Annotated in this window: 21 protein-coding genes; 10 read left to right on the forward strand and 11 right to left on the reverse strand. The window is 74.6% G+C overall.

Annotation, left to right across the window (positions count from 1 at the left end):
* Positions 1 to 14 precede the first annotated feature (14 nt).
* Positions 15 to 644 carry an SAM-dependent methyltransferase gene (locus NT8_RS00185; RefSeq protein ID WP_067962458.1) on the reverse strand — a complete coding sequence of 210 codons (630 nt, stop codon included), beginning with the start codon at positions 642 to 644 and terminating at the stop codon, positions 15 to 17.
* An 87-nt stretch (positions 645 to 731) separates the two neighbouring features.
* On the opposite strand from NT8_RS00185, the gene NT8_RS00190 reads away from it, so the two are divergent.
* Complete coding sequence (locus NT8_RS00190) at positions 732 to 1,307, forward strand: helix-turn-helix domain-containing protein (RefSeq protein ID WP_067962460.1); 576 nt, start codon at positions 732 to 734, stop codon at positions 1,305 to 1,307.
* Between the two features lie 15 nt (positions 1,308 to 1,322).
* On the opposite strand, the gene NT8_RS00195 is transcribed toward NT8_RS00190, so the two are convergent.
* A complete protein-coding gene (locus NT8_RS00195; protein WP_067962462.1) occupies positions 1,323 to 3,404 on the reverse strand; it encodes a prolyl oligopeptidase family serine peptidase in 2,082 nt (693 codons plus the stop codon).
* Positions 3,405 to 3,872: 468 nt separating this feature from the next.
* Between NT8_RS00195 and NT8_RS00200 the strand changes: the two genes are divergently transcribed.
* From NT8_RS00200 to NT8_RS00210, 3 genes are all read left to right on the forward strand, one after another.
* Positions 3,873 to 5,108, forward strand: coding sequence for an epoxide hydrolase family protein (locus tag NT8_RS00200; protein WP_067962466.1), 1,236 nt, complete (start codon positions 3,873 to 3,875; stop codon positions 5,106 to 5,108).
* Between the two features lie 44 nt (positions 5,109 to 5,152).
* Positions 5,153 to 6,445, forward strand: coding sequence for an alpha/beta fold hydrolase (locus NT8_RS00205; protein WP_067962468.1), 1,293 nt, complete (start codon positions 5,153 to 5,155; stop codon positions 6,443 to 6,445).
* A 112-nt stretch (positions 6,446 to 6,557) separates the two neighbouring features.
* Positions 6,558 to 6,764, forward strand: a complete 207-nt coding sequence (locus NT8_RS00210; RefSeq protein WP_067962471.1) for a hypothetical protein — start codon at positions 6,558 to 6,560, stop codon at positions 6,762 to 6,764.
* A gap of 30 nt (positions 6,765 to 6,794) precedes the next feature.
* On the opposite strand, the gene NT8_RS00215 is transcribed toward NT8_RS00210, so the two are convergent.
* The 3 genes from NT8_RS00215 to NT8_RS00225 all read right to left on the reverse strand — a co-directional run bounded on the left by NT8_RS00215 (position 6,795) and on the right by NT8_RS00225 (position 9,407).
* Positions 6,795 to 7,436, reverse strand: a complete 642-nt coding sequence (locus NT8_RS00215) for a GNAT family N-acetyltransferase (protein ID WP_067962488.1) — start codon at positions 7,434 to 7,436, stop codon at positions 6,795 to 6,797.
* 284 nt (positions 7,437 to 7,720) lie between these two features.
* A complete protein-coding gene (locus tag NT8_RS00220; protein WP_067962491.1) occupies positions 7,721 to 8,617 on the reverse strand; it encodes a dihydrodipicolinate synthase family protein in 897 nt (298 codons plus the stop codon).
* An 82-nt stretch (positions 8,618 to 8,699) separates the two neighbouring features.
* Positions 8,700 to 9,407 (reverse strand): B3/B4 domain-containing protein, encoded by a 708-nt coding sequence (locus NT8_RS00225; protein ID WP_067962494.1) that lies wholly within the window; start codon positions 9,405 to 9,407, stop codon positions 8,700 to 8,702.
* A 435-nt stretch (positions 9,408 to 9,842) separates the two neighbouring features.
* Here NT8_RS00225 and NT8_RS00230 point away from each other — a divergent pair, with 435 nt between their 5' ends.
* The gene (locus tag NT8_RS00230; protein WP_067962497.1) at positions 9,843 to 10,418 is read left to right on the forward strand and encodes a helix-turn-helix domain-containing protein; all 576 of its coding nucleotides are present in this window, start codon (positions 9,843 to 9,845) and stop codon (positions 10,416 to 10,418) included.
* Positions 10,419 to 10,832: 414 nt separating this feature from the next.
* On the opposite strand, the gene NT8_RS00235 is transcribed toward NT8_RS00230, so the two are convergent.
* The gene (locus NT8_RS00235; RefSeq protein ID WP_067962499.1) at positions 10,833 to 11,486 is read right to left on the reverse strand and encodes a TetR/AcrR family transcriptional regulator; all 654 of its coding nucleotides are present in this window, start codon (positions 11,484 to 11,486) and stop codon (positions 10,833 to 10,835) included.
* A gap of 131 nt (positions 11,487 to 11,617) precedes the next feature.
* On the opposite strand from NT8_RS00235, the gene NT8_RS00240 reads away from it, so the two are divergent.
* The gene (locus tag NT8_RS00240; protein ID WP_067962501.1) at positions 11,618 to 12,580 is read left to right on the forward strand and encodes an alpha/beta hydrolase; all 963 of its coding nucleotides are present in this window, start codon (positions 11,618 to 11,620) and stop codon (positions 12,578 to 12,580) included.
* Between the two features lie 220 nt (positions 12,581 to 12,800).
* Here NT8_RS00240 and NT8_RS00245 read toward each other — a convergent pair whose 3' ends face one another.
* Together NT8_RS00245 and NT8_RS00250 are read right to left on the reverse strand one after the other, a co-directional pair.
* The gene (locus NT8_RS00245) at positions 12,801 to 13,484 is read right to left on the reverse strand and encodes a maleylpyruvate isomerase family mycothiol-dependent enzyme (protein WP_067962507.1); all 684 of its coding nucleotides are present in this window, start codon (positions 13,482 to 13,484) and stop codon (positions 12,801 to 12,803) included.
* Between the two features lie 53 nt (positions 13,485 to 13,537).
* Positions 13,538 to 14,197: a PhzF family phenazine biosynthesis protein gene (locus tag NT8_RS00250; RefSeq protein ID WP_245645974.1), complete on the reverse strand. Its 660-nt coding sequence runs from the start codon at positions 14,195 to 14,197 to the stop codon at positions 13,538 to 13,540.
* A gap of 167 nt (positions 14,198 to 14,364) precedes the next feature.
* Between NT8_RS00250 and NT8_RS00255 the strand changes: the two genes are divergently transcribed.
* Positions 14,365 to 14,547: a hypothetical protein gene (locus NT8_RS00255; protein ID WP_067962511.1), complete on the forward strand. Its 183-nt coding sequence runs from the start codon at positions 14,365 to 14,367 to the stop codon at positions 14,545 to 14,547.
* A gap of 939 nt (positions 14,548 to 15,486) precedes the next feature.
* Here the strand turns inward: NT8_RS00255 and NT8_RS00265 are convergent.
* Positions 15,487 to 15,975 carry a MarR family winged helix-turn-helix transcriptional regulator gene (locus NT8_RS00265; RefSeq protein WP_067962517.1) on the reverse strand — a complete coding sequence of 163 codons (489 nt, stop codon included), beginning with the start codon at positions 15,973 to 15,975 and terminating at the stop codon, positions 15,487 to 15,489.
* 91 nt (positions 15,976 to 16,066) lie between these two features.
* Here NT8_RS00265 and NT8_RS00270 point away from each other — a divergent pair, with 91 nt between their 5' ends.
* Entirely contained in the window at positions 16,067 to 16,516 is a 450-nt protein-coding gene (locus tag NT8_RS00270) for an SgcJ/EcaC family oxidoreductase (protein WP_217999034.1), read from the forward strand.
* A 462-nt stretch (positions 16,517 to 16,978) separates the two neighbouring features.
* On the opposite strand, the gene NT8_RS00275 is transcribed toward NT8_RS00270, so the two are convergent.
* Positions 16,979 to 17,194: a hypothetical protein gene (locus tag NT8_RS00275; RefSeq protein WP_067962526.1), complete on the reverse strand. Its 216-nt coding sequence runs from the start codon at positions 17,192 to 17,194 to the stop codon at positions 16,979 to 16,981.
* Between the two features lie 555 nt (positions 17,195 to 17,749).
* On the opposite strand from NT8_RS00275, the gene NT8_RS00280 reads away from it, so the two are divergent.
* On the forward strand, positions 17,750 to 19,714 hold the full coding sequence (locus NT8_RS00280) for a HelD family protein (RefSeq protein ID WP_217999035.1): 1,965 nt from the start codon (positions 17,750 to 17,752) through the stop codon (positions 19,712 to 19,714).
* Between the two features lie 36 nt (positions 19,715 to 19,750).
* On the opposite strand, the gene NT8_RS00285 is transcribed toward NT8_RS00280, so the two are convergent.
* Positions 19,751 to 20,176, reverse strand: coding sequence for a MerR family transcriptional regulator (locus NT8_RS00285; RefSeq protein WP_067962532.1), 426 nt, complete (start codon positions 20,174 to 20,176; stop codon positions 19,751 to 19,753).
* Positions 20,177 to 20,312: 136 nt separating this feature from the next.
* Between NT8_RS00285 and NT8_RS00290 the strand changes: the two genes are divergently transcribed.
* A complete protein-coding gene (locus tag NT8_RS00290) occupies positions 20,313 to 20,885 on the forward strand; it encodes a class I SAM-dependent methyltransferase (protein ID WP_084468519.1) in 573 nt (190 codons plus the stop codon).
* Positions 20,886 to 20,911: the final 26 nt, after the last annotated feature.

The raw sequence follows: 20,911 nt of genomic DNA on the forward strand, positions 1-20,911 counted from the left end.
CGGGCGGGCGGCGGTCAGGCGGTGCGGCGGACGAGCAGGACGTGGTCGGTGACCTCGGCGGTGCTCCCGTCCGGGCCGGTGGCGATCCGGCGGGGGGCGTCGGCCCGTTCGACCGTCCAGCCCGCCGGGTCCAGGGCGATCCCCGCCGCGACCTCGTGCGGCGTCGGGTGCCGCGCCTCGGGGTCCTGGTTCCACGACCACGGCGCGATCGAACCGTGGTCGACCACGAGCAGCAGCCCGCCCGGGGCCAGGGCGTGCGCGGCCGCGCGCAGGACGCCGGCCCGGTCCAGGTCGAGGGGGGTGTGCAGGTAGTGGGCGCTGACCAGGTCGAACGGCCCCTGCGGGGCGAACGCGCCCAGGTCGTGCCGCTCGGCGGCGACCCGGTCGCCCAGGCCGTGGGCGCGGGCGAGGTCGGTCAGCCGGTCGACCGCCACGGCCGAGATGTCGACGGCGGTGACGCGCCACCCGCGCCGGGCCAGCCACAGGGCGTCGCCGCCTGCGCCGCAGCCGAGGTCCAGCGCGCGGCCGGGCGGCAGGTCGGTGGCCGTCTCGGTGAGGCGGACGTTCGGCCGGGGGTCGGTGGCGGCGGGCCGGGCCGCGTAGACGCCGTCCCAGAACGCGACCGCGTCGTCGGTGCTGCTCATCGGGGTTCCTTCCGTCGGGGTGCGGCCAGTCTCGCCGGGGACGCGGCGATCCGGCACGCGTTCTTGCCGTTCTGGCAAGATGGGCCCGTGGACGGTGCGACGGAGGACGTGCTCGACGTGGTCGGGCCCCGGCTGCGCGCGCTGCGGCGCGAACGCGGCATCACCCTCGCCGCCCTCGCGGCGGCGACCGGGATCTCGGAGAGCACCCTGTCCCGGCTGGAGGGCGGGCGGCGCCGGGCGACCCTGGAACTGCTGCTGCCGCTGGCCCGCACCTACGACGTGCCGCTGGACGACCTGGTCGGCGCGCCGCGCACCGGGGACCCCCGCATCCACCTGAAGCCGATCCGGCGGTTCGGGATGGTCTTCGTCCCACTGTCGCGGCGGCCGGGCGGGACGCAGGCGTTCAAGATGATCATCCCCGCCCGGCCGGAGCCGCTCGAACCGGACCCGCAGACGCACGAGGGCTCCGAGTGGCTGTACGTGCTCAACGGCCGCCTGCGCCTCGTGGTGGGTGAGCGCGACCTGGTCCTGCCGCCCGGCGAGGCCGCCGAGTTCACCACCTCGCTGCCGCACTGGCTGGGCGGCGCCGACGGCGGCGCGGTCGAACTGCTCGTCCTGTTCGACCCGCAGGGGGTCCGCGCCCACGTCCGCCGAGGCGCCTGACCGCGCCGCGGGGGCCTAGCCCTTCGCGCGCGGCCGCGGCGCCGGTCCTCCGCCGGGGCGGCGCCCGGGCGGTAGCCCGGGGTCGCGGCGGGGGCCGCGCCCGGCCGCGTCCTTGCCCAGCAGCGCGTCCACGGGGCGGGCCGGGGCGAGGTCCGCTGTCGCGCGGGCGCCCGAGGGCAGGGACGGATCCTGCGGGAGGCCGAGGCCGAGCAGGGCGAACAGCCGCGTGGTCTCGACCCTGTCGACGCTCTTCGCCAGCTCCGGCGACCGCCGGTCGCCGTCGTGCCCGTCGACGATGTCGGTGAAGGTGATGTTGTCCTTGCCGAGCCGGCGGGCCTCCTCCTCGAACGCCTTCGCCTGGGCGTAGCCGTAGCGCGAGTCCAGGGTGAAGCGGATGACGTGCAGCGTTCCGGTGATGCCGTCGACGTGCCGCAGGGCCGACGCCCGGTGCCAGGCCGCGCGGACCTCCTCGGACGCGTCCGGCGGCCCGCCGAGGTGCATCTCGTGGGTGAGCTTCATGGTGGCCGCCACGGCGGGGTCGGCGTGGTTGGTCTCGGGGTCGAGCAGGGGGGCGCCGACGACCGCCGCCGGGAACCCCCGGGTCATGAGGAGGGTGGCGAGGAAGCCGCCGTAGGAGTAGCCGTAGGCCGCCATGCGGTCGGGGTTCACGGCCAGCCGGGGGTCGGCGGCGCCGCGCGCCACGACGGCGTCGACGGCGGCCTGCAAGTGGTCCAGTTCGGTGGTGCCGCCCTTGCCGTAGATGCCCGTGCGCCAGGCGCGGCCGTACCCGCCCGACCCCAGGTAGTCGGGGAGGACGAGCATGGCCCCCGCCTGGACGGCGGCCTCGTACAGCTTCGGCAGGGGCTGGTCGATGATGTTGCTGACCGGGCCGCCGTGCACGCCCAGGAGCAGCGGGTATCCGCCCGGGGGCGGCGGCGCCGACGGGGTCAGCACGACGGTGGAGAGCCGCCCCTCGGGGACGTCGGTCCACAGCCGCTCCACGCGGGCGTCGCGCTCGCGCAGGCCCGGCCGCTTGGCCCGGGGGAACGGGAACCGGCCGCCGCCGGTGGAGCGGTACTCCCCCGAGGTGAAGACGTTGCGCCACTCGTACTCGACGCCGCCGTCCGGGCGGGCGGTCACGTTCCGCAGGGTGCCGGGTTCCGTGGCGACGAGCGCCGGAGGGTCCTGGGGGCGGGAGAGGTCGTAGCGGTGGACGCGGTGGTCGAAGCCGTCCGAGAACGCGCCGACCACGGTCCGCCCGTCCGGGGCGTACCGGGCCTCGGTCACCCACCACGAGGCCCAGCGGTGGACGAGTTCGCCGTCGACCCCGGTCGTGGACAGCCGCCGCTCGTCGGACGGGTCGTCGGCGTCGGCCACCATCAGGCCGCGCCGGTCGGCGCCCTCGCCCTCGCAGAGCAGGAGCAGTTCGTGGGAGCGGGCGTCCGGGCTGAACTCCACCGGGATGACCGAGACCCCCTCGCGGTCGCCGACCTCGCGGACGCGGGCGCCGTCGGAGGTGCGGCGCACCTCGGACCACTCGCCGCCGATGGGGCCGTTGGCGAAGGCGACCCGTCGGCCGTCCGCGGAGAGCGCCACCGCGTGCAGGATCACGTCGTCGTCGGCGGCGATCGGGCGGACGGCGCCGTCGGCTCCGGCGACGTAGACGGTGAACCTCTTCCCGTCCGGGGGCAGGTCGCCGATGAAGTCCAGGGCGAAGGCGAACGCCCCGGCGGCGGCGGAGTACCCGCGCGGGCACCCGGGCGGCAGCCCCGGGGCGACGGGGACCTCGTCCCCGGGTGCGCTGTCGAAGGGCTGCTTGACCCAGGAGCCCGCCTCGGAACCGGGCCCGGTCGGCTTGAACCAGTACACCCACGTGCCGTCCGCCGAGATCGCGGCGTCGGTCACGCCGTGCCGGGGGTCGGTCAGCCGGCGCTGCGCGCCGGAGGCGCGGTCCCACGTGCACAGCGCCCACATGCCGGGCTCACCGCCCGGCGGATCGGGCCGGTAGCAGTAGACGCTCCGGTCCGGGTTGCCCCGGGCGGTCTTCAGGTCCGCCGTACTCCCCTGCTTGCGGGCCACCCCGGCCGCACCGGCCACCGCGCACCTCACTCCCCGTCCCCGCCGCCGGCGCAGCGGACGGCGGTCGACTCCGTTGTCGTCCCGGGCACCTTATCCGGGCCCGCCCCCGCCCCCCCGCGCCCGTCCACCGATTCCCGGCACCGGACGCCCGGACGTCCGTTGCGGCGGTCCGGCCGGGGCCGTGATCAGCGGCGGAAGAAGGCGCGCAGGCGCTGCGCGACGAGTTGTGGGCGCCGCCGTTGTCGGCGGCCGGGTGGCCCAGGCCGGGCAGTTCCCCGCGCCGGGCGTGCGGGATCGCGGAGATAGCCGGTGTAACGGGGCGTCCGGCCGGCCGGACGGCGTGTCCGCCGTTATCCCCGTGAGGGACCGGCAGTGGATGTGGTTGTATTGGCGACGCACTTCTGCGCCGGAAATGTCGGTGTTCCTGGGCGCTCGCCGTTGCCCGCCGCCCGTCCGCCGACGGCACGCCCAGTGAGGAACACCGCGATGAGCACCCCGCAGCCCTTCCCCTTGCAGCCCGCTCCGATCCACGTGCCCGACGAGGTACTCGACGACCTGCGCGCCCGCCTGGCGTCGACCCGTCCGCCGCTGGACGAGGGGAACGACGACTGGTCCTACGGCGTCCCCGAGGCCTACCTCCGCGAGCTGGTCGCCTACTGGCGGGACGGCTTCGACTGGCGCAAGGCCGAGGCCGCCGTCAACGCCTACGAGCACTACCGGGTGGACGTCGCCGGCGTCCCGGTGCACTTCATGCGCAAGCCCGGCCGCGGCCCCCGCCCCATCCCGCTGATCCTCACCCACGGCTGGCCGTGGACGTTCTGGCACTGGTCGAAGGTGGTCGACCCGCTCGCCGACCCGGCCGCGTTCGGCGGCGACCCCGCCGACGCCTTCGACGTCATCGTGCCGTCGCTGCCCGGCTTCGGTTTCCCAGGACCGCTCACCGGCTTCCCGGACGTCAACTTCTGGAAGGTCGCCGACCTCTGGCACACCCTGATGACCGAGACCCTGGGGTACGCGAAGTACGCCGCCGGGGGCTGCGACATCGGCGGGATCGTCTCCAGCCAGCTCGGCCACAAGTACGCCGACGAGCTGTACGGCATCCACATCGGCTCCGGGCTGCCGCTCGACTTCTTCAACGGCCCCCGGGCCTGGGACTTCGCCCGGAACCGGCCCCTGACCGACGACCAGCCCGCCGACGTCCGCGCCCGGATCATCGAGCTGGACCACCGCTCGGCGACCCACCTCAACGTGCACATGCTCGACGGCGCCACCCTCGCCCACGGGCTGAGCGACTCGCCCGCCGGGCTCCTCGCCTGGCTGCTGGAGCGCTGGAACGCCTGGAGCGACAACGGCGGCGACGTCGAATCCGTCTTCAGCAAGGACGACCTGCTCACCCACGCCACGATCTACTGGGCGAACAACTCCATCGCCACGTCGCTGCGCTACTACGCCAACGCCAACCGCTACCCCTGGGCCCCCGCCCACGACCGCACCCCGGTCGTGCAGGCCCCGGTCGGCCTCACCTTCGTCACCTACGAGAACCCGCCCGGCGTCCACACCGCCGCCGAGCGCGTCGCGGCGTTCCGGAACGGTCCGCAGGCCGCCTGGTTCAACCACGTCAACGTCACCGCCCACGACCACGGCGGCCACTTCATCCCCTGGGAGAACCCCGACGCCTGGGTGGCCGACCTGCGCCGCACCTTCCACGGCCGCAGGCCCTGACAGGCCCCGGCACCGCCGCCCGGCGCTCCGAAGGGAACAGCGGTATGGCGGCGCCCCGCCCATCCGGCCTGGTGACGGCCGACCACACCTTCACCGTCCCGCTCGACCACGACCGGCCCGACGGCCGGCGCATCCGGGTGTACGCGCGTGAGGTGCGCGACGCCGCACGTGCGGACCGGGACCTGCCGTGGCTGCTCTTCCTGGGCGGCGGCCCCGGCGCCGCCGCCCCCCGCCCGCTCGGCGGGGAGGGCTGGCTGCGCCGGGCCGCGCGCGACTACCGCGTGCTGCTGCTGGACCAGCGCGGCACCGGCAGGTCCACCCCCGTCGACGGCCGGCTGCCGCGCCGGGTCGGTGATCCGCGCGCCCTGGCGCACTACCTGGCGCACTTCCGCGCCGACGCGATCGTGCGCGACGCCGAGGCGATCCGCCGGGCACTCATCGGGGACCGGCCGTGGAGCGTGCTGGGGCAGAGCTTCGGCGGCCTGTGCGCGGTCACCTACCTCTCCTTCGCCCCGGAGGGGCTGGCCGAGGCGTTCATCACCGGCGGGCTGCCCGGGGTGAGCGCCTCCGCCGACGAGGTCTACCGCGCGCTGTACCCCCGGGTGATCGCCGCGAACGCCGAGCACGCCGACCGCTTCCCGGGTGACGGCGAGCGGGCCCGCACCGTCGCCCGGTACCTGCGCGACCACCGGACCGTCCTGCCGAGCGGGCGGCTGCTGACCGTCGAGGCCTTCCAGTCCCTGGGCAACCTCCTCGGCGGTACCGGGGGCGGCCGGCGCCTGCACTACCTCCTCGAAGACCCGTTCACCGGAGGGACCGAGCCGTCGGACGCCTTCCTGGCCGGGGTCGACCGCGCGCTGTCCGACATCGCCGGCGGGCCGCTGTACTCCCTCCTGCACGAGGCGACCTACGCCCAGGGGGACGGCGCCACACGCTGGTCGGCGCACCGCGTCCGGGACGAGTTCCCCGCCTTCGACGCCGCCGCTGCGCTCGATTCGGGCGCGCCCGTGCTGTTCACCGGGGAGATGATCTACCCCTGGATGTTCGACACCGACCCGGCGCTGCGGCCGTTCCGCGCGGCCGCGCACGTGCTCGCCGAGCGCGCGGCCTGGCCCGCCCTCTACGACGTCGACCGCCTGCGCGCCACCACCGTGCCCGTCGCGGCCGCCATCTACGAGGACGACATGTACCTCGACCGGGACCTGTCGGTCGCCACCGCCCGGACCATCCGCGGCCTGCGGCCGTGGATCACCGGCGACCACCGCCACGACGGCCTGCGCACGAGCGACGGGGCCGTCCTGGACCGCCTCATCGGCCTCCTCCGCGCGGCACCGTGAGGCCGCCGCCCGCGCCGCCCGAGGGCCGGCGCGCCGGGGCGGTCCAGCCTCGTCCGGCCGATGGGCGGCGGGGCGCCCCCGCGATCCCGGGTCCGGGCCCGATGATGGCCACATGACACCTGACCAGGGCGATCAGCACCCCCGCCACGAGCCGGGCCGGGGCGGTTCGGCGGCCGCGATCCGCGCCGCACTCACCCTGCCCGGCGCCGCCGGGGGCCTGCCCCACTGGGGCGGCCGCCGCCCGCGCCGCACCCCCGCCACCCTCTTCCGCCCGATCGCCGCCCCGCCTCGGGAGGTTCCGCCCGCCGAAGGGGCGTGACCGCACCGGCTCCGCACGTCCCCGGGACGGTCAGGCGGCGGTGCCGCCGTCGGACGGGGGTGCGGCGGCCGGCCGGAGCATGGCCATGGGGCCGCTGGGGATGGCGACCCGTTCCGTCGCCGCGAACCCGAACCGCTCGTACAGCCGCCGACTGCCCGGTGTGGTGGCCTCAAGGAAGGCGGGCAGCCGGTGCCGGTCGACGGCGGCCAGGCGGTGGGCGAGCAGCGCGGAACCGACCCCCAGGCCACGCGCCCGGCCGTCGACGGCGATGTCGGCCAGGTACCAGTGGTCCACGCGGGGCCGGACCGCGTCGAACCGCGACAGCGCCGAGGCCGCCGCGCCCAGGTGGCGGAGCCCGATCGCGCGCGCGTACAGCGGCAGCGCCCGCAGGCGGTGCCGGATGTCGGCGGTGCGGCGTCGGTGCGGCCCCTCCCAGGCGGCCACCCCCAGGATCGCGCCGTCGTCGTCGTCGGAGCGGGCGACGTCGATGGCGCCGCTGCGGGCGGGGCCGGTGCGCAGTTCCGCGATATGGAACAAGGTGAGCCGGTGGAGGCGGTCGCGGTCGCCGGGCAGGATGTCGTAGAGCACGGGGTCCTGCTCCAGGGCGCGGGCGATGACGCGGGCGCACGCGTCGATGTCGGTGGCGGCGGCGGTGGTGATGTGCAGGCTCATCGGTGCGGGTCCTCCTGTGGTGGTGCGGGCCCGTCCGCCTCCGGCGTTCGCGGGCCGCGTGAGCACCCGGCGGTGCGGTCGGCGGGGAGACCGGCTGGTCGGGCTCCCGTGCCCGAATGCCAGCAGCACGAGACGGCCCGCGCAAGCGGCCACGCGCGCGGCGTCGCGGCCGGTCATCGCGGGCGGTGCGGGCGGCGGAGGCGGGCGGGCGCGAGAGGGGCGCCCGCCGCTGGGGCGGCGTCCGCCCTCCCGGGTGCGCGAGGAGGGCGGCGGGCCGTCGGCCGTCAGGTGTGCAGCCGGAGCCGCTCGATCACCGTCGCGAGGTGGGAGCGCTCCTCGGCGTCCAGGCCGCGCAGCGGCAGCGGGAGGTTGCGGTGGGCGGTCAGGCCCAGGTGCGCGGCGGCCGCGGCGACGACCCGCAGACCGCCGTGCCGGGCGAACAGGTCCCACAGGGGCTGGAGCCGGCGCGACTCCTCTTCGGCCCACCGGTGCTGCCCGGCCTGCGCGGCGCGGACGAGCGCGAGCGCCGGCTCGGGGAAGGTCCCGGCGAGCACCGAGTACCAGGCGTCGCATCCCGCGTTCAGACCCCTGACCGCCGCCGCGTCTCCGCTGATCCCCACCGCGACGGTGTCGGGCAGGAGCCGGCGCAGGTGCTCGACCCGGGCCCGGGCCGATCCGGGGTCGGCGGGAAGCGGGGGGATCTTGAGGGCGGCCACCCGCGGCAGCCGGGCCAGCCGGGCGTACAGCTCGTCGGTGAAGGCGAAGTGCGTGGTGCGGGGGTTGTCGTAGACCACCAGTGGGACCGACAGGGCCGCGGTGACCTCCTCGAACAGGCCGAAGACGTCCTCGTCGGTCAGCGGCTGATAGGACACCGGCGCCAGCAGGACGCCGGACGCGCCGGCGTTCTGCGCGTCCTCGGCGGCCTGGAGCACGTGGCGGGTGCGCAGCGCCCCGATGCCGACGATGACCGGCACCCCGTCGGCGTGCTCGACCGCGAGGCGGGCGACGCGGGCTCGCTCCTCACGGGTCAGGTAGGCGTAGGAACCGGTGGAGCCGAGCGCCCCGATCGAATCGACGCCGGCGGCGGCGAGCCGGCGGACCAGCGCGGCGAACGCCCGCTCGTCGACGCCGCCGTTGCCGGCGACGGGGGTGAGCGGGAAGGCGCTCAGTCCGGTGAACACGGCGAACCTCCAAGGGGGTGCGGGTGGTCCTGCGGTGCGCCCCGGCCTCGTGCCTGATGCGGCCGGGCCGGCGGGGCGGTGGTCAGGCGGTGGTGCGGGCGCGGGCCGGGCCGAGGTAGTGCACGGTGCTCGCGTCGCAGTGCGGCCGGAGCAGGGCCCGCAGGTCGTCGGCCGCCGCCGTGAGCAGGTGCCCGTCGCGGGTGGCGGCGACGGTCTCCAGGAGGAAGGCGACGCGGGTGGAGTCCTCGGTGACGCGGGTGCGGTGGGCGTCGCGGTGGTTCCAGTGCCGGGTGAGCACGCCGGTGGTGTCGGTGTAGACGACCTCGCCGGGCTTGGGGTTCTCGACGGTACCGGGCTCACCGAGCGGGGTGAAGGACTCGTCACCGTCGGCGTGGCGGATCTCGACGTCACCGGTGACCTGGTCGAGGTCGAAGGCGCCGGCGGGCAGGCCGTGGCGGACGGAGACGGCGTTGTAGGAGTCGACGGCCGGGTTGATCCGGGGCAGGGAGCCCTTCTTCGCGAGTCGGCGGCCCAGGGCGTCGACGCTGGGCCGGACGCGGCGGGGGTTGGTGCCGAAGGCGCGGTAGGCGGCGTGCCACGCCTCGATGCGGGGGTCGTTCTCGTCGGCCGGGTGCCAGGAGCCCTCGGCGAGCCGCGCCTCCAGGTCGGCCAGGGCGGCGGTGGTGGCGGGCCAGGGTTCGCCGCCGCGCAGGCCGGTGGCGGTGACGACGGCGACGAGGGCGTCGGGGAAGGCGTCGGCGACAGCGGGGCTGATGTGGAAGGTCGTCATCGGGCGGTCCGTTCCAGGACGGCGGCCGGGGCCGCGGGTCGGGTGCGGGTGGGGAGGACGGCGGCGGCGCGGCGGACCCGGCCGGTGAGTCGGCCCGGCGCACACGCTCGGCGGGAGCGAGGTCGGCGGGCCGGGTGGTGACCGGTGCCGACGCCCGCCACCGGCGCGGCGCATGGGCGCGCGACACCGGCGCACACGCTCGGCGGTTTCGACCGGCCCCGGCCCCGGCGCCGACGTCCGGCGGTGGCGCGGCGGGCGGCGCATGGGCGCGGTCGGCGCCGGAGGCGGAGCGGTCACAGGTGGTACATCCCTTACCATCAACAGAACGACTACACCGTACAACGCACCGACCGGCCGCCGCGAACCGGCCGACCACGCGGTGCGGACCGGCGGGCCGTGCGGTGCGCCGCCCCGCTACGCGAAAGGGTGAACCCGATGGCCGAGGCCGAGGCGGCACTGCGGACGCTCGCACACAACGTCCGCGCGGCCCGCACCCGCGCCGGTGTGTCCCTGGACGAACTCGGCCGCCGCGCCAAGGTCAGCAAGGGGGCCCTGGTCGCCCTGGAGAACGCCCAGGGCAACCCGAACTTCGCCACCCTGGTCCGCCTCGCCGACACCCTCGGCGTCTCCGTGTCCGCGCTGGTGGACGGCGGCCCCCGGCAGCGCGTCCGGGTGGTGGGCGCCGACGCCGCCCCGCCCCTGTGGACCGGCGAGCGCGGTGGTGAGGCCCGGCTCATGCTGACCACCTCGGGGCCGGCCCCGGCCGAGGTGTGGCGGTGGAGACTGGAACCCGGCGAGGAGTACCGCAGCCACCCGCACCAGACCGGTGTCGTGGAGACCGTCAGCGTCACCGCCGGGCGGATGACGCTGACCGTCGGCGGCACCGAGCACGCGGTCGAGGCGGGGCAGACCGCCACCTTCGACGGCGACGCCCCCCACACCTACCGCGGTTCGGGCACCGCGACCTGCCACCTGATCATGACCGTCCACCTGCCGCCCGGCCCCGCGTGACCCGTCGGCGGGCCGGGGCGGCGGGGTCGGACGACATCCCGATCCGACTCGGTCCCGACTGGAGGACCTGATCGCCGAGGACGCCGGCGCGGCGGACAGCCTGCCGGCGGAGGTGAACAAGCTCCAGCGGGTGCGCGGGCTCCAGCTTCCGCCGGAGCTGTTCGGGGACGTGTCGGAGAAGCTGATGGCGGACTGGCGGGCCGGTGCGGTACACGCTGCTGCCGACGCTGTGCCATGTGCGGAGACGGAGATCGCCCACATGCTCGGCTTCAACCCGCTGCCACGACTGAAGAACGTCGGCTCTGAACGATCGCCCGGCTCTCCCCGCTCCAGTACGGCCACTCCTGCATCCGGCCTCCCATGGGCCTGCGGCGGCGGCGTGACCCGACCGCATCGCATCCGTCATCCGGCACGTCAGGGAATCCGGGCCTCGATGTGGGCGAGGTGGGCGGCGAGGATCTCATCGAATGCGGCGCGGCGATCTGCTCCGAGGGGGCGGATGTCGCGGGCGAAGTATGCCAGGGCGGGGAAGCTTTCGGGGTCCGCGCCGAGTACCGCGACACGGAACTGCTCCATGCCCTGTTCGTACTTCTTGGGGGTGAGGGTGGTGATACCGGCCTCGGAGGCGATCAGCGCGGCGAGGAGGATCACGATGCGGTGGTAGCGCGCCGGGACCTCCGCGTCGGGCAGGCCGGACGTGCGCAGGGCCTGCAGCAGCTCCTCCATGACCAATCGGGAGCCGGTGCCGCCGGACCCGTAGTGCCCCCACACCCCTGCGAGTTGGGGCTGTTCGCCGAAGGCCTCACGCAGGCGTAGGGCCAGGGTGGTGATGCGCTGCTTCCAGTCGCCCGCGGGGTGGTGGCCGTCCATGGCGGCCAGCAGAATCCGGTCGGCAACCGCGCGGAGCAGTTCGGTCTTGTTGCGGAAGTGCCGGTAGAGGCTGGAGGAGTCGGTCCCGAGCGCTGCGGCGAGTTTGCGCACGCTGAACGACTCGGCGTCGCTCGTGCGCAGCAGTTCCGCCGCGGTGTCCAGGATCTCCTCGGTCGACCATCGCCTGCGGCCAGTCATCCCGCCCCTCTCGTCCGTGCTCAGCCTAGCCTACGCGCTTGCCGATGCACGCACTGCGTGCATAATGAGGGCAATGCAGTGTCCGGCCACAACGCCACACCCGGAATCCGGCCGGGAGGGGAGAAGGAGACATGAGCGAGACCACGACCGCGACGCGGCCGACGGAGCCTGACTACTCGGTGATCACGACCGAGGAACTGCTCGCCTATCGCGACGCGGAGAACCACTGGCGGGCCTCCAGCGCGGCGCGGGCGATCCTCGGAGAGCCGGACCCCGGCGCCGCGATCGCCTGGCGGCAGATCGCGCTGCCCGGCCGCGACCTGCCGGTCCGCGTGTACCGGCCGGCCCCGGCGGGAGCCGCCGAAACCGCAGCCCGCACCGACCTGCCGCTCGTGGTCCACGTCCACGGAGGCAGCTTCGTGGGCACAGCGGTGCAGTGCGACTGGACCAACAGCCACCTCGCCGCCCGCCTGCCCGCCCTCGTCGTCTCGGTCGAGCACCGCCTCCTCGACGCCGGCACTCCGCTCGCGAACGCCGCCGACGACGGCTGGGACGTGGTCCAGCATGTGGTGCGGCACGCCGCGCAGTGGGGCGTCGACCCGGCGCGCGCGGCCGTCTTCGGTGAGAGCTGCGGCGCGCTGATCAGCGCCCTGACGGCCATCCGGGCCAGGGAGGCCGGGCTGGAGCTCAAGGCGCAGGTGCTGGTCAACCCCGCGGTCGACGTGACCGGGACGATGTTCGACCACCCCTCCGTCGCCGAGTACGCATACAGCCCCACCCCGGCCCTGCCGCTGCTGCGGCTGTTCCAGCGGCTCGCCGTCCCGCCGGGAGCCGACGCCCGCGCAGTCTCGCCGCTGTACGCGGACGACCTGAGCCGACTGGCTCCGGCGCTCGTGGTGGTGCCCACCGAGGACGCGGTCGCCGACCACGGCCGCCGCTACGCCGAGCGACTGCGCGCGGCAGGGACCTCCGTTCGGCTTTCCGAATACCCGGAAGCGCGGCACGCGTTCCTCACTCTGCCCGGCGTGGAACTACGAGCTGAGGCCGCCCAGGCGGAGATCCTCGATTTCCTCCGCGCGGCCCTGGCGGAGTGACGGAGGAACGACGCACCCCCCTTGAACCCGACGGCCCAGCGGTCTCCCGACTCGGCCTCGACTGGGCACGAGACGCACACGGCCACGGACGCGGACCCCGCGCCGGGATCGCCCGGCGGCGCGGCCGTCAGGTCTTCACACCACGAAGGCACGTCGAACGTCGGCGGCGGCCATCCCCGGCTCTCCCCCGAGATGGTCTCGTCGCAGCGAGGGGCGGACGTCAGCCCAGGGCGAGCCAGCGGATGCCGAGCCGTTCCACCCGGGCGGTCTCTGCTGCGTCCAGCGGGTCGCGGCCCGTGGCCTTGCGCAGGAAGCGCGGCCGGCTCCACCCGAGTTCGTCGGGGGCCGCCATCCGCTCCGCGCCGAGGAGCAGTTCCAGAACGGCGTCACCGGCCGACGGGGTGAGCCAGGGTGCGCGTCCGAGCGCGTCGGCCAGGTCCAGGCCGTGGACGGCGACTTCGACCACGCGGGTGAGCAGGAACTCCGACAGGAGCATGGCGTCACCATGGCGCGTCCGCACGGTACGGCCGGCCGGCTCGACCCGGCACAGCCGGTCCACCCGCCGCCAGGTCGCGCGGAGGTCCTCGGCGAGGGCGGGACCGTCGGCCGACTCCGCCGCCCGGTCCTGGGCCAGGGCGATCCGGGCACCGTTGGTCCGGGGCGAGAAGCGGTCGTCCGGGCGGTAGTACTCCGCTGCGGAGATCTCGACCTCGCCCGGGGCCGGCGCGTCCAGCATCCCCGGAAGCCAGTCGACCACGACGCACACGTGCCCGAGCAGGTCACGTACGGTCCAGGGGGTGCAGCGTGTCGGCAGGCCCCACTCGGCCTCGGACAGTCCTGACACCGCGTCGGTGAGCGCCCCGCACTCCCGACGGAACGCTTCGAGCACACGATCCGGATTCATGCCGGTGACGCTACCAACGGCCGGGGCGGGCACCCGGGTGCCATGACCCGGCGTCAGTACGCGGGTTCCGCAACGGCGCGGACGCGTCCGCCGATATGCGTCGTCCCGTCGGAGCCGGGGGCCGCCATGATCAGCGACCCGCTGCCCTGGGTGACCGCGACGGCCCGCCCCAACCGGTCGGCGAGCAGGAGCGCCGCGGCTCCGGTGGCCTCGTCCTCGTCGATGCCGTCGCCACGGCCCGGGAACCCCCGCGCCCGGATCCGCCCGGCGGCCTCGTCCTGCCAGGCCCAGGCGTACACCCACTCCCCCGGTTCCGGCACCGCCAGCGCGGCGACCTCCTGCGGGTCGGCGTACTGCCGCAGCGTGCGCGGTGGCACCCACTCCGCTCGCGCGCCGATCCACGTGAAGCCGTCGGCCCGGCGGACCGGGACGCTCCCCACCGGAAGCTCCAACCTCTCCAGACCGAGCAGCCAGGCCACGCCCACGAGCGGGTACCCGGCGAACGGGAGCCGCACCCCCGGCGTGTAGATGTCCACGGTGCCCCGCTGGGCGTCGTCGATGAACACCGTTTCGCTGAGCCCCAGTTCCCGGGCCAGGGCCTGCCGGGACCCCTCGTCGGGGACGGCGCGGCCGTCGCGCACGACGCCCAGGACGTTGCCGTGGCCGCCGTCCGGGTCGCAGAAGACGCGGAGGAAGAGGATGTCAGGGGTCACCCGGGCATTCAAGCAGGTCACCCGGGCCGGTGCGCCTACGGGGTGCGCACGGCCGCCGGCATCCTCCTCCCCCGCCTCGGCGAGCGCGGACCGCTCCGCCGGCAGCGTCCCGCCATCGCGGGGTCCGCCCGCCGGATCGACGTCCCGGAGAGCCGTAGGATCCCGGGATGAGTGACGACGAGTGGAACGACATCATCGATTCGGCGAGGCAGGGCGAGTCCGGCCCGTGGACGTGTCCCGAGTGCGACGAGTACGCCGTCGAGTCGGGTCAGCGGTTCGAGCAGGGCCAGGTGGTGGAGCACACGCTGATGTGCTTCGCCTGCCAGGCGGAGGTCGTCGCCCCCGCCTGAACCCGGCCGGGCCGGGAGCCGGCGTCCCCACCGGCCACCACCTGATGGCGGCTCGACCCCTCAAGCCCTCCCAATGTCGGGAGGCCCCCTGCGCGGCCAACGGGGCGGCCACGGCAGGGGGACGGCTGCGGGAGTGGCGGGGGGCGGTGTGGGGCACCTGGGCGGCGACCGCCTTGATGGCCGCGGCGATGGTGTCGGGGTGCTTGGCCACCATCTGGCTGTGGTTGGCGGGGACGGTGGCGAAGACGGTGACGCTGGGGTGGGCGGCGAGGATGGGGTCGAGGTTCGCGCGCATCGTGCGGACCTCCTCCTCGGTGGCCCCATGTGCTTGCCGGTGGCCTTGATGAACGCCACCGGGCACTGGATGCGGGTGTAGTCCTCGGCGAAGCCGGCGACGACCTCGTTGAACTCGATGTTGGCCTCGGCGGCCTGGGTGCCGGACCTGCCCCGGGCGCGGCCGTCGAAGGTGACCACGCGGTACGCGCCGGTCAGCAGGGGGAGCAGCCCCTTCCAGTAGCGCGAGTCCCGGGCGACCCACTCCGACCCCCCTCGAATAGCGTTGCAACGCAATTCAACGAGACGCTGCGTCTCGCCCCCGATAAGGTTCACTTATCGGAAGTGATGAATCCGCCTCCTTCGGATGTTCATAGTGTTGGCCTCAATCGTTTTCTGTTCGATAGTTACGTTACCAACGCTACGTAAATCCAGCCCGCAAAACGAGGTGCCCTAGTGCCGGCTCGAACAAGCCGCGCGAGTAGCGGCGAAGTGCCCCGGCGGGAGGCGGGCAGGCCTGGTAGGCGCACGGCCGGACGCCCAGGCTCCCTATGGAGCGGTAAGCCCGAAAGGGGCGAGGCGCAGGTCAGCGGGGTGCGCGGCCTTGGCGGCGATGGGCGGGTGGGGCTCACGGCAGGTGCGAGCGGTCTGTCCCGCGCCTCGGCCTCAGTTGCGTTTGCGGCCGGGGCGGCGCCGGTAGGTGGAGTTGGCGCGGATCTCTTCGGTCGCGGCCCGGTACGCGGGGGCGGCACGGGCGAAATAGTCGAAGAGCAGTTCGCGCTGCTCGGGCGTGTAGCGGTCGAGGACCGCCGCGATGTGCCTGCGGGCCGGACCGACGACCTTCTCGATCCCGGGGAAGATGTCGTCCACGGCCTCGACCACCACGCGTCGGCGATCGGCGGGGTCCGCGGTGCGGCGTACATAACCGGCCTTCTCCAGCCGGTCGATCAGGCGGGTCGTCGCCCCGGTGGTCAGGCCGGCGCGCGCGGCGAGATCGCCGGAGGTGATGCGTCCGGCCAGCGCGACGATGCTCACCGCGTACCACTCGGTGGGCTGGAGACCGGCGGCTTCGGCGGCGGCCATGCCGTGCAGGCCCACCGCGTCGAGGTACCGGCGCATGATCACGTGCTGGTCGTCGGTCGGCTCGGTTGCCATCGGCCGAGGACACCCCCTACGCTAATAGTTGCAAGAAAGCAGATAATGTTTTGAAGCAGGCATGCTTCATCTTAGCGACCACGAGGACGATGTGAACACCCAAGACGACACGGCGGCGATCACCGGGGTGATGACCCGGCTCAAGGAGACCTGGGCACGGCACGACGCCGACGCCTACGGCAGTCTGTTCACCCAGGACGCCACCTACATCACGTTCGTCGGCACGTACTACAGCGGCAGGGCCGAGATCGTGAGCAGCCACCGCATCCTGTTCGCCAAGTACCTCAAGGGCACGAAGCTGGCCGACGAGATCGTCGACATCCGCTTCTACGGCCCGGACACCGCCGTGGTCACCGGCCGTGGCGACACCTACAAGGGCGGCCGCGCCCCCGGGAAGCCCTCCAAGGTGCAGACCCTGACCTTCGTGCGCGAGGCGGACGGGCAGTGGCGCATCGCCGCCTTCCACAACACCCAGCGCAAGCCGCTCCTGGAGGCCATCTCCTTCATGACCTCCCCCGGCCTCATCCCCGCAGCGCGGTGATGAACCCCCAGTACGCATGTCCGAAGTGACGCCCGAGGAGCGGCACGACGCCGAGGCCCCCGACGGTGACCGTCGGGGGCCTGGCCGGAAGCGCGGGGCGACCGCGCCGGACGACACAGGTGTTCAGCACGCTCCGCCGGTTCGAGTGGGCCGCCTTCGGGCCGCCTCCGGGTCGGCGAACGGGGCGTCGAGGGCGTCCAGGAGAAGGCGGGCGTAGTGGTCGATGGCCTTGCCCAGGGTCTCCGAGACGCTCAGGATCTGCTCCGCTCCGGCGGTGCGAGGTTCACGACGCTCTCCTCCGGGCGGGCTGCCGGAGCTGCCCCGCGTGGATGTCGCCCACCCATTCCCAGCCAGGCTCACTCGTCGACGGCCCGGTGCGGCCGGTGACCGCGTGATCGCCGCGATACGCGCGGCGCCGCGCGGGTGCCGTGGCTCCAGGGGCCGAGGCCTACCGGCGGCCGGTCAGAGCGTCTCGCCGTAGTGGTCCCCCTGATCGCGGTACCAGCGCTCCGCCGCGTCCCTGTCGGCGCGGGCGGCGTCCAGGCAGCGTGCGCACGTGGCGCGGTCCGGGTCGTCGCGGACCACGTCCCCGGCGGTCGCCCGACGGCACAGCGGCATGGCGACGCCGTTCTTGACCTTGCCCGCCAGGTGGACCACGTGTTCCGTCGACTCGCCCATGACCGCGACGGTACGCCTTCCTCCGCGACGGCGCCGCACCCGTTCTCCAGGGGGCGTGAACGCCGTGCCGCACGGCACGCCACGGTTCGGTGGCGGGCGGCCTCGGTCGGCACCGAACCCCCGGGCGGCCCTTTCCCGCGCGTTTCCCCCGCGCGACGGAACGCCGCCGGCCTTCAAGGGCAGGCCTATTGATAAGGCGGGTGCACACCAGGGGTGCGATCACCGATATGCGGATATGCGTAATGCGTGATACGCCGACCCGTCGGCCGTCATGAATGCCGACGCCGCTCCCCCGACATCGGCCGCTCGTTCGCGACGACGGGAAGAGGGCGCCGAACCGGATGCCTGGTCACGAGGGCAAACCCCGTCAGGCAAGTCAAGACTTATCCCACCGCGAACCCGGCTGTAAGGTGTGGCGCGAATCGAAGGAGCCATCTGTTGTCGAATGTGAACGATCCCACTGTGCGCGCGGTCGAATCAGAGCGGGATCACGTGTCCTCCCTATATGAATTGCTCACCGAGCGGCTTTCCGAGGCGCGCGAACAACGGGCGCGCGTGCTGAAGGCCCCGGCGGAGAACGCCGGTGAGGCATACGAGCGGCAGGTCGCCGCCGAGCGCCTGGCCAAGGAGATCGGCCGGCTGGAGGGCGCCGAGAAAGGGCTGGTCTTCGGGCGCGTCGACTGGACGGACGGCACGGCCCTGCGCATCGGGCGCATCGGGCTGCGCACGGAGGACGACGACCTGCCCCTGCTCGTGGACTGGCGCGCCAACGCGGCGCGGCCCTTCTACGAGGCGACACCGGTCCACCCGATGGGCCTGCGGCGGCGCCGGCACCTGCGCGTCGAGGAGCGCACGGTCGTCTCGGTGAGCGACGAACTGCTGGACGGGTCCGCCCCGACCGACGACGACGTCGTGGGCGACGGCCCGTTGACCGAGGCGCTGTCGGCCCGGCGTACCGGCAGGATGCACGCGGCCGTCGCGACACTGCAGGCCGAGCAGGACGCGATCGTCCGCTCCCGCCACCGCGGGGTGACCGTGGTGCAGGGCGGTCCCGGCACCGGCAAGACGGTGGTCGCCCTGCACCGGGCGGCCTACGTCCTGTACGCGTTCCCGCGCGCCGCCGAGGAGGGTGTCCTGGTGGTGGGCCCGAACGCCCGGTTCCTCGACTACATCTCCCAGGTCCTCCCCTCGCTCGGCGAGAACGACGTCGTGCTGACGACCTGCCGGGAGCTGGCCGGGGTGACCACGGACGCGGTGGACCCGTACGCCACGGCACGACTCAAGGGCGGCGCCGACCTCGCCGACGCCCTGGCCGCCCTGCTGCGCACCCGCCAGGCCCCCGCCGGTGACTTCACCGTGCCGGTCGGCCGGGAGACCGTCCACCTGTCCGGTGAGCGGGTCGCCACGGCACGCGACGCCGCCGTGGCGGCCGCAGCGGGGCACAACCCCGCGCGCCGGGTGTTCAAGGAACTCCTGGTCGACGCCGTCACCGACGCGATGCAGCGGGACATCGGCGACGTCCTGGAGCGGATCGACGCCGATTCCGCCAGGATGACGGGCCTGGACCTCGACCGGTTCACGGGGGCCGCCCGGCGCCGCGCCGAAGGCGCGGCCGACCCGGGCCCGGCCCATGAGCTGGACGCGGACGCCATCCGGGCCGGCCTCCTCCACGACGCCGGCGTCGACCGGGCGGTCGAGGCGCTGTGGCCGCGACTGGCACCCGGTGACCTCGTGCGGGCGCTCCTGACGGACGCCGGCGCGCTCGCCGAGCACCTGCCCCGCCTGACCGCGCACGAGCGGTCCCTCCTGCTGCGCGGTCCGGACGACCCGTGGACCGACGCCGACGTGCCGCTGCTGGACGAGGCGGCGAGCCTGATCGACGGCCCTCCCGCGCGGACGTACGGGCACGTCGTCGTCGACGAGGCGCAGGAGCTGACCGCCATGCAGTGGCGGATGGTCGTCCGCCGCTGCCCGGTGCGGGCGATGACGCTGGTCGGCGACTTCGCCCAGGCGGGCCCGGTCGCGACGGCGCGCGACTGGAAGGAGGCGCTGAGCCCCCACGTCGGACCGCGGTTCCAGCTGCACGAGCTGACCGTCAGCTACCGCACCACGCAGGAGATCCTCCAGAGCGTCCGCGAACTGCTCGCGCGCATCGCCCCGGACCAGCGGCCCACGCGGTCACTGCGCAGCGGTGCGAGCCCGCGCACCGTGACCGCGCCCCCGGACGGGCTGGTCGACGCCGCCGTCCGGGAACTCCGCGCTCAGGGCGCCGCGCACCCGGGCGAGCTGCTGGGGGTGGTCTGCGCGGACACCAGGGCGGACGAGCTGGCGGACCGGGGCGTCGCCGACCACGCCCGGATCGTGCCGGCGTCCGAGGCCCGCGGCCTGGAGTTCGACGGGGTCGTCGTCCTGGCCCCCGAGGAGATCGCCGCGGCCCGCCCCGGCGGGGAGAGGGACCTGTACGTGGCCCTGACCCGGGCCACCAAGCGCCTCTGCACGATCACCTCCCGGCCCGCCTGACCCCCCGGCCGGGGCCCCTCGTGCGGGCTTCGGAGGTCAGTGCGCGTGGGCCTCCGCCAGGGAACCCGCCAGGCGCGCCGCCACCACCCCGCCGAAGGTGGGGCACGCATGGATGTCCTCGTGCGGGCGGTCCAGGGCGTGCGCGATGGCGGTGCGCGCCGCCTGGGCCGAGGCGATCCGCCGATCCAGCTCCGCGAGCTTGCGCCGGTGGAGTTCCCGCCGGCCGTCGTCGCCCGAGGAGCGCGCGACGGCGAGCGCCTTGAGTTCGCTCCGGGTGAAGCCGGCATCCCGCAGCACCAGGATCTCGCCGACCAGGACGACCGCCGACGGCTCGTAGCGCCGCCGGCCCGATACGCGGGCGGGTGCGGGCAGCACACCGAGCTCTTCCCAGTAGCGCAGGGCCGAGGTGGCGACCCCCGTGCGGCGCGCCAACTCACCGATCGTCGACCGTTCTCGCCGCATGTTGACTTCGAGCCTGAGCCGTTGACTGCGGGGCATGGCGACGACGAAGGCAGGGTTCAAGCAGCGCGTGATCGGTACGGTGGTTCGGCGGTTCGGCCGGCCCCGAGGCGTCGGCGGGCGTCTGGTCGGCTGGGTCATGGCACATCGCGGTTCCAACCGGCGGCGGAGCGGCTGGGTGGTGTCACTGCTCGACGTGCGGCCCGCCGACCGGGTGCTGGAGGTCGGCTTCGGCCCCGGCCTCGCCATCACCGAGCTGGCCCGGCTCGCCACCCGGGGCCATGTCCACGGCAGCGACCATTCCGAGGTCATGGTCCGCCGGGCGAGCCGGCACAACGCGGACGCCATCCGCGCGGGCCGGGTCGAACTCGTTCGGGCCCCGGCGGAACGGCTCCCGGCCTTCGGTGAACCCTTCGACGCCGTCCTCGCCGTCAACACCGTGGGATTCTGGCCCGACCCGGCGGAGCGGCTGCGGGATCTCCGGTGCCTGCTCAGGCCGGGCGGGCGCATCGCACTCGCCTCGCAGCCCCGCTGTCCGGGCGCGGCCCGTGCCACCACGGCACGGGCCGCGGTGGAACTCCAGGACCTGCGCGCCGAGGCGGGCTTCGCCGGGTTCCGGACCGAGACCCTCCCGTTGGACCCGCCGGTCGCCTGTGTCGTGGCCGTCAACCCGGCCCTCGACCCCCGTGGCCAGGGCGGACAGGACGGGTGACCCCCGGGTTACCTGACTCACCGCGT

The organism is Nocardiopsis trehalosi NBRC 14201 (assembly GCF_001552555.1).
GTDB lineage: Bacteria > Actinomycetota > Actinomycetes > Streptosporangiales > Streptosporangiaceae > Nocardiopsis_B > Nocardiopsis_B trehalosi.

Bases quoted from the DNA above. Each gene is read 5' to 3' on its own strand.
- NT8_RS00265 (WP_067962517.1), bottom strand. From the start codon at position 15,975: ATGGCAACCGAGCCGACCGACGACCAGCACGTGATCATGCGCCGGTAC.
- NT8_RS00255 (WP_067962511.1), top strand. From the start codon at position 14,365: ATGAGTGACGACGAGTGGAACGACATCATCGATTCGGCGAGGCAGGGC.
- NT8_RS00230 (WP_067962497.1), top strand. From the start codon at position 9,843: ATGGCCGAGGCCGAGGCGGCACTGCGGACGCTCGCACACAACGTCCGC.
- NT8_RS00210 (WP_067962471.1), top strand. From the start codon at position 6,558: ATGACACCTGACCAGGGCGATCAGCACCCCCGCCACGAGCCGGGCCGG.
- NT8_RS00205 (WP_067962468.1), top strand. From the start codon at position 5,153: ATGGCGGCGCCCCGCCCATCCGGCCTGGTGACGGCCGACCACACCTTC.
- NT8_RS00285 (WP_067962532.1), bottom strand. From the start codon at position 20,176: ATGCGGCGAGAACGGTCGACGATCGGTGAGTTGGCGCGCCGCACGGGG.
- NT8_RS00240 (WP_067962501.1), top strand. From the start codon at position 11,618: ATGAGCGAGACCACGACCGCGACGCGGCCGACGGAGCCTGACTACTCG.
- NT8_RS00245 (WP_067962507.1), bottom strand. From the start codon at position 13,484: ATGAATCCGGATCGTGTGCTCGAAGCGTTCCGTCGGGAGTGCGGGGCG.
- NT8_RS00235 (WP_067962499.1), bottom strand. From the start codon at position 11,486: ATGACTGGCCGCAGGCGATGGTCGACCGAGGAGATCCTGGACACCGCG.
- NT8_RS00185 (WP_067962458.1), bottom strand. From the start codon at position 644: ATGAGCAGCACCGACGACGCGGTCGCGTTCTGGGACGGCGTCTACGCG.
- NT8_RS00290 (WP_084468519.1), top strand. From the start codon at position 20,313: ATGGCACATCGCGGTTCCAACCGGCGGCGGAGCGGCTGGGTGGTGTCA.
- NT8_RS00225 (WP_067962494.1), bottom strand. From the start codon at position 9,407: ATGACGACCTTCCACATCAGCCCCGCTGTCGCCGACGCCTTCCCCGAC.
- NT8_RS00215 (WP_067962488.1), bottom strand. From the start codon at position 7,436: ATGAGCCTGCACATCACCACCGCCGCCGCCACCGACATCGACGCGTGC.
- NT8_RS00275 (WP_067962526.1), bottom strand. From the start codon at position 17,194: ATGGGCGAGTCGACGGAACACGTGGTCCACCTGGCGGGCAAGGTCAAG.
- NT8_RS00200 (WP_067962466.1), top strand. From the start codon at position 3,873: ATGAGCACCCCGCAGCCCTTCCCCTTGCAGCCCGCTCCGATCCACGTG.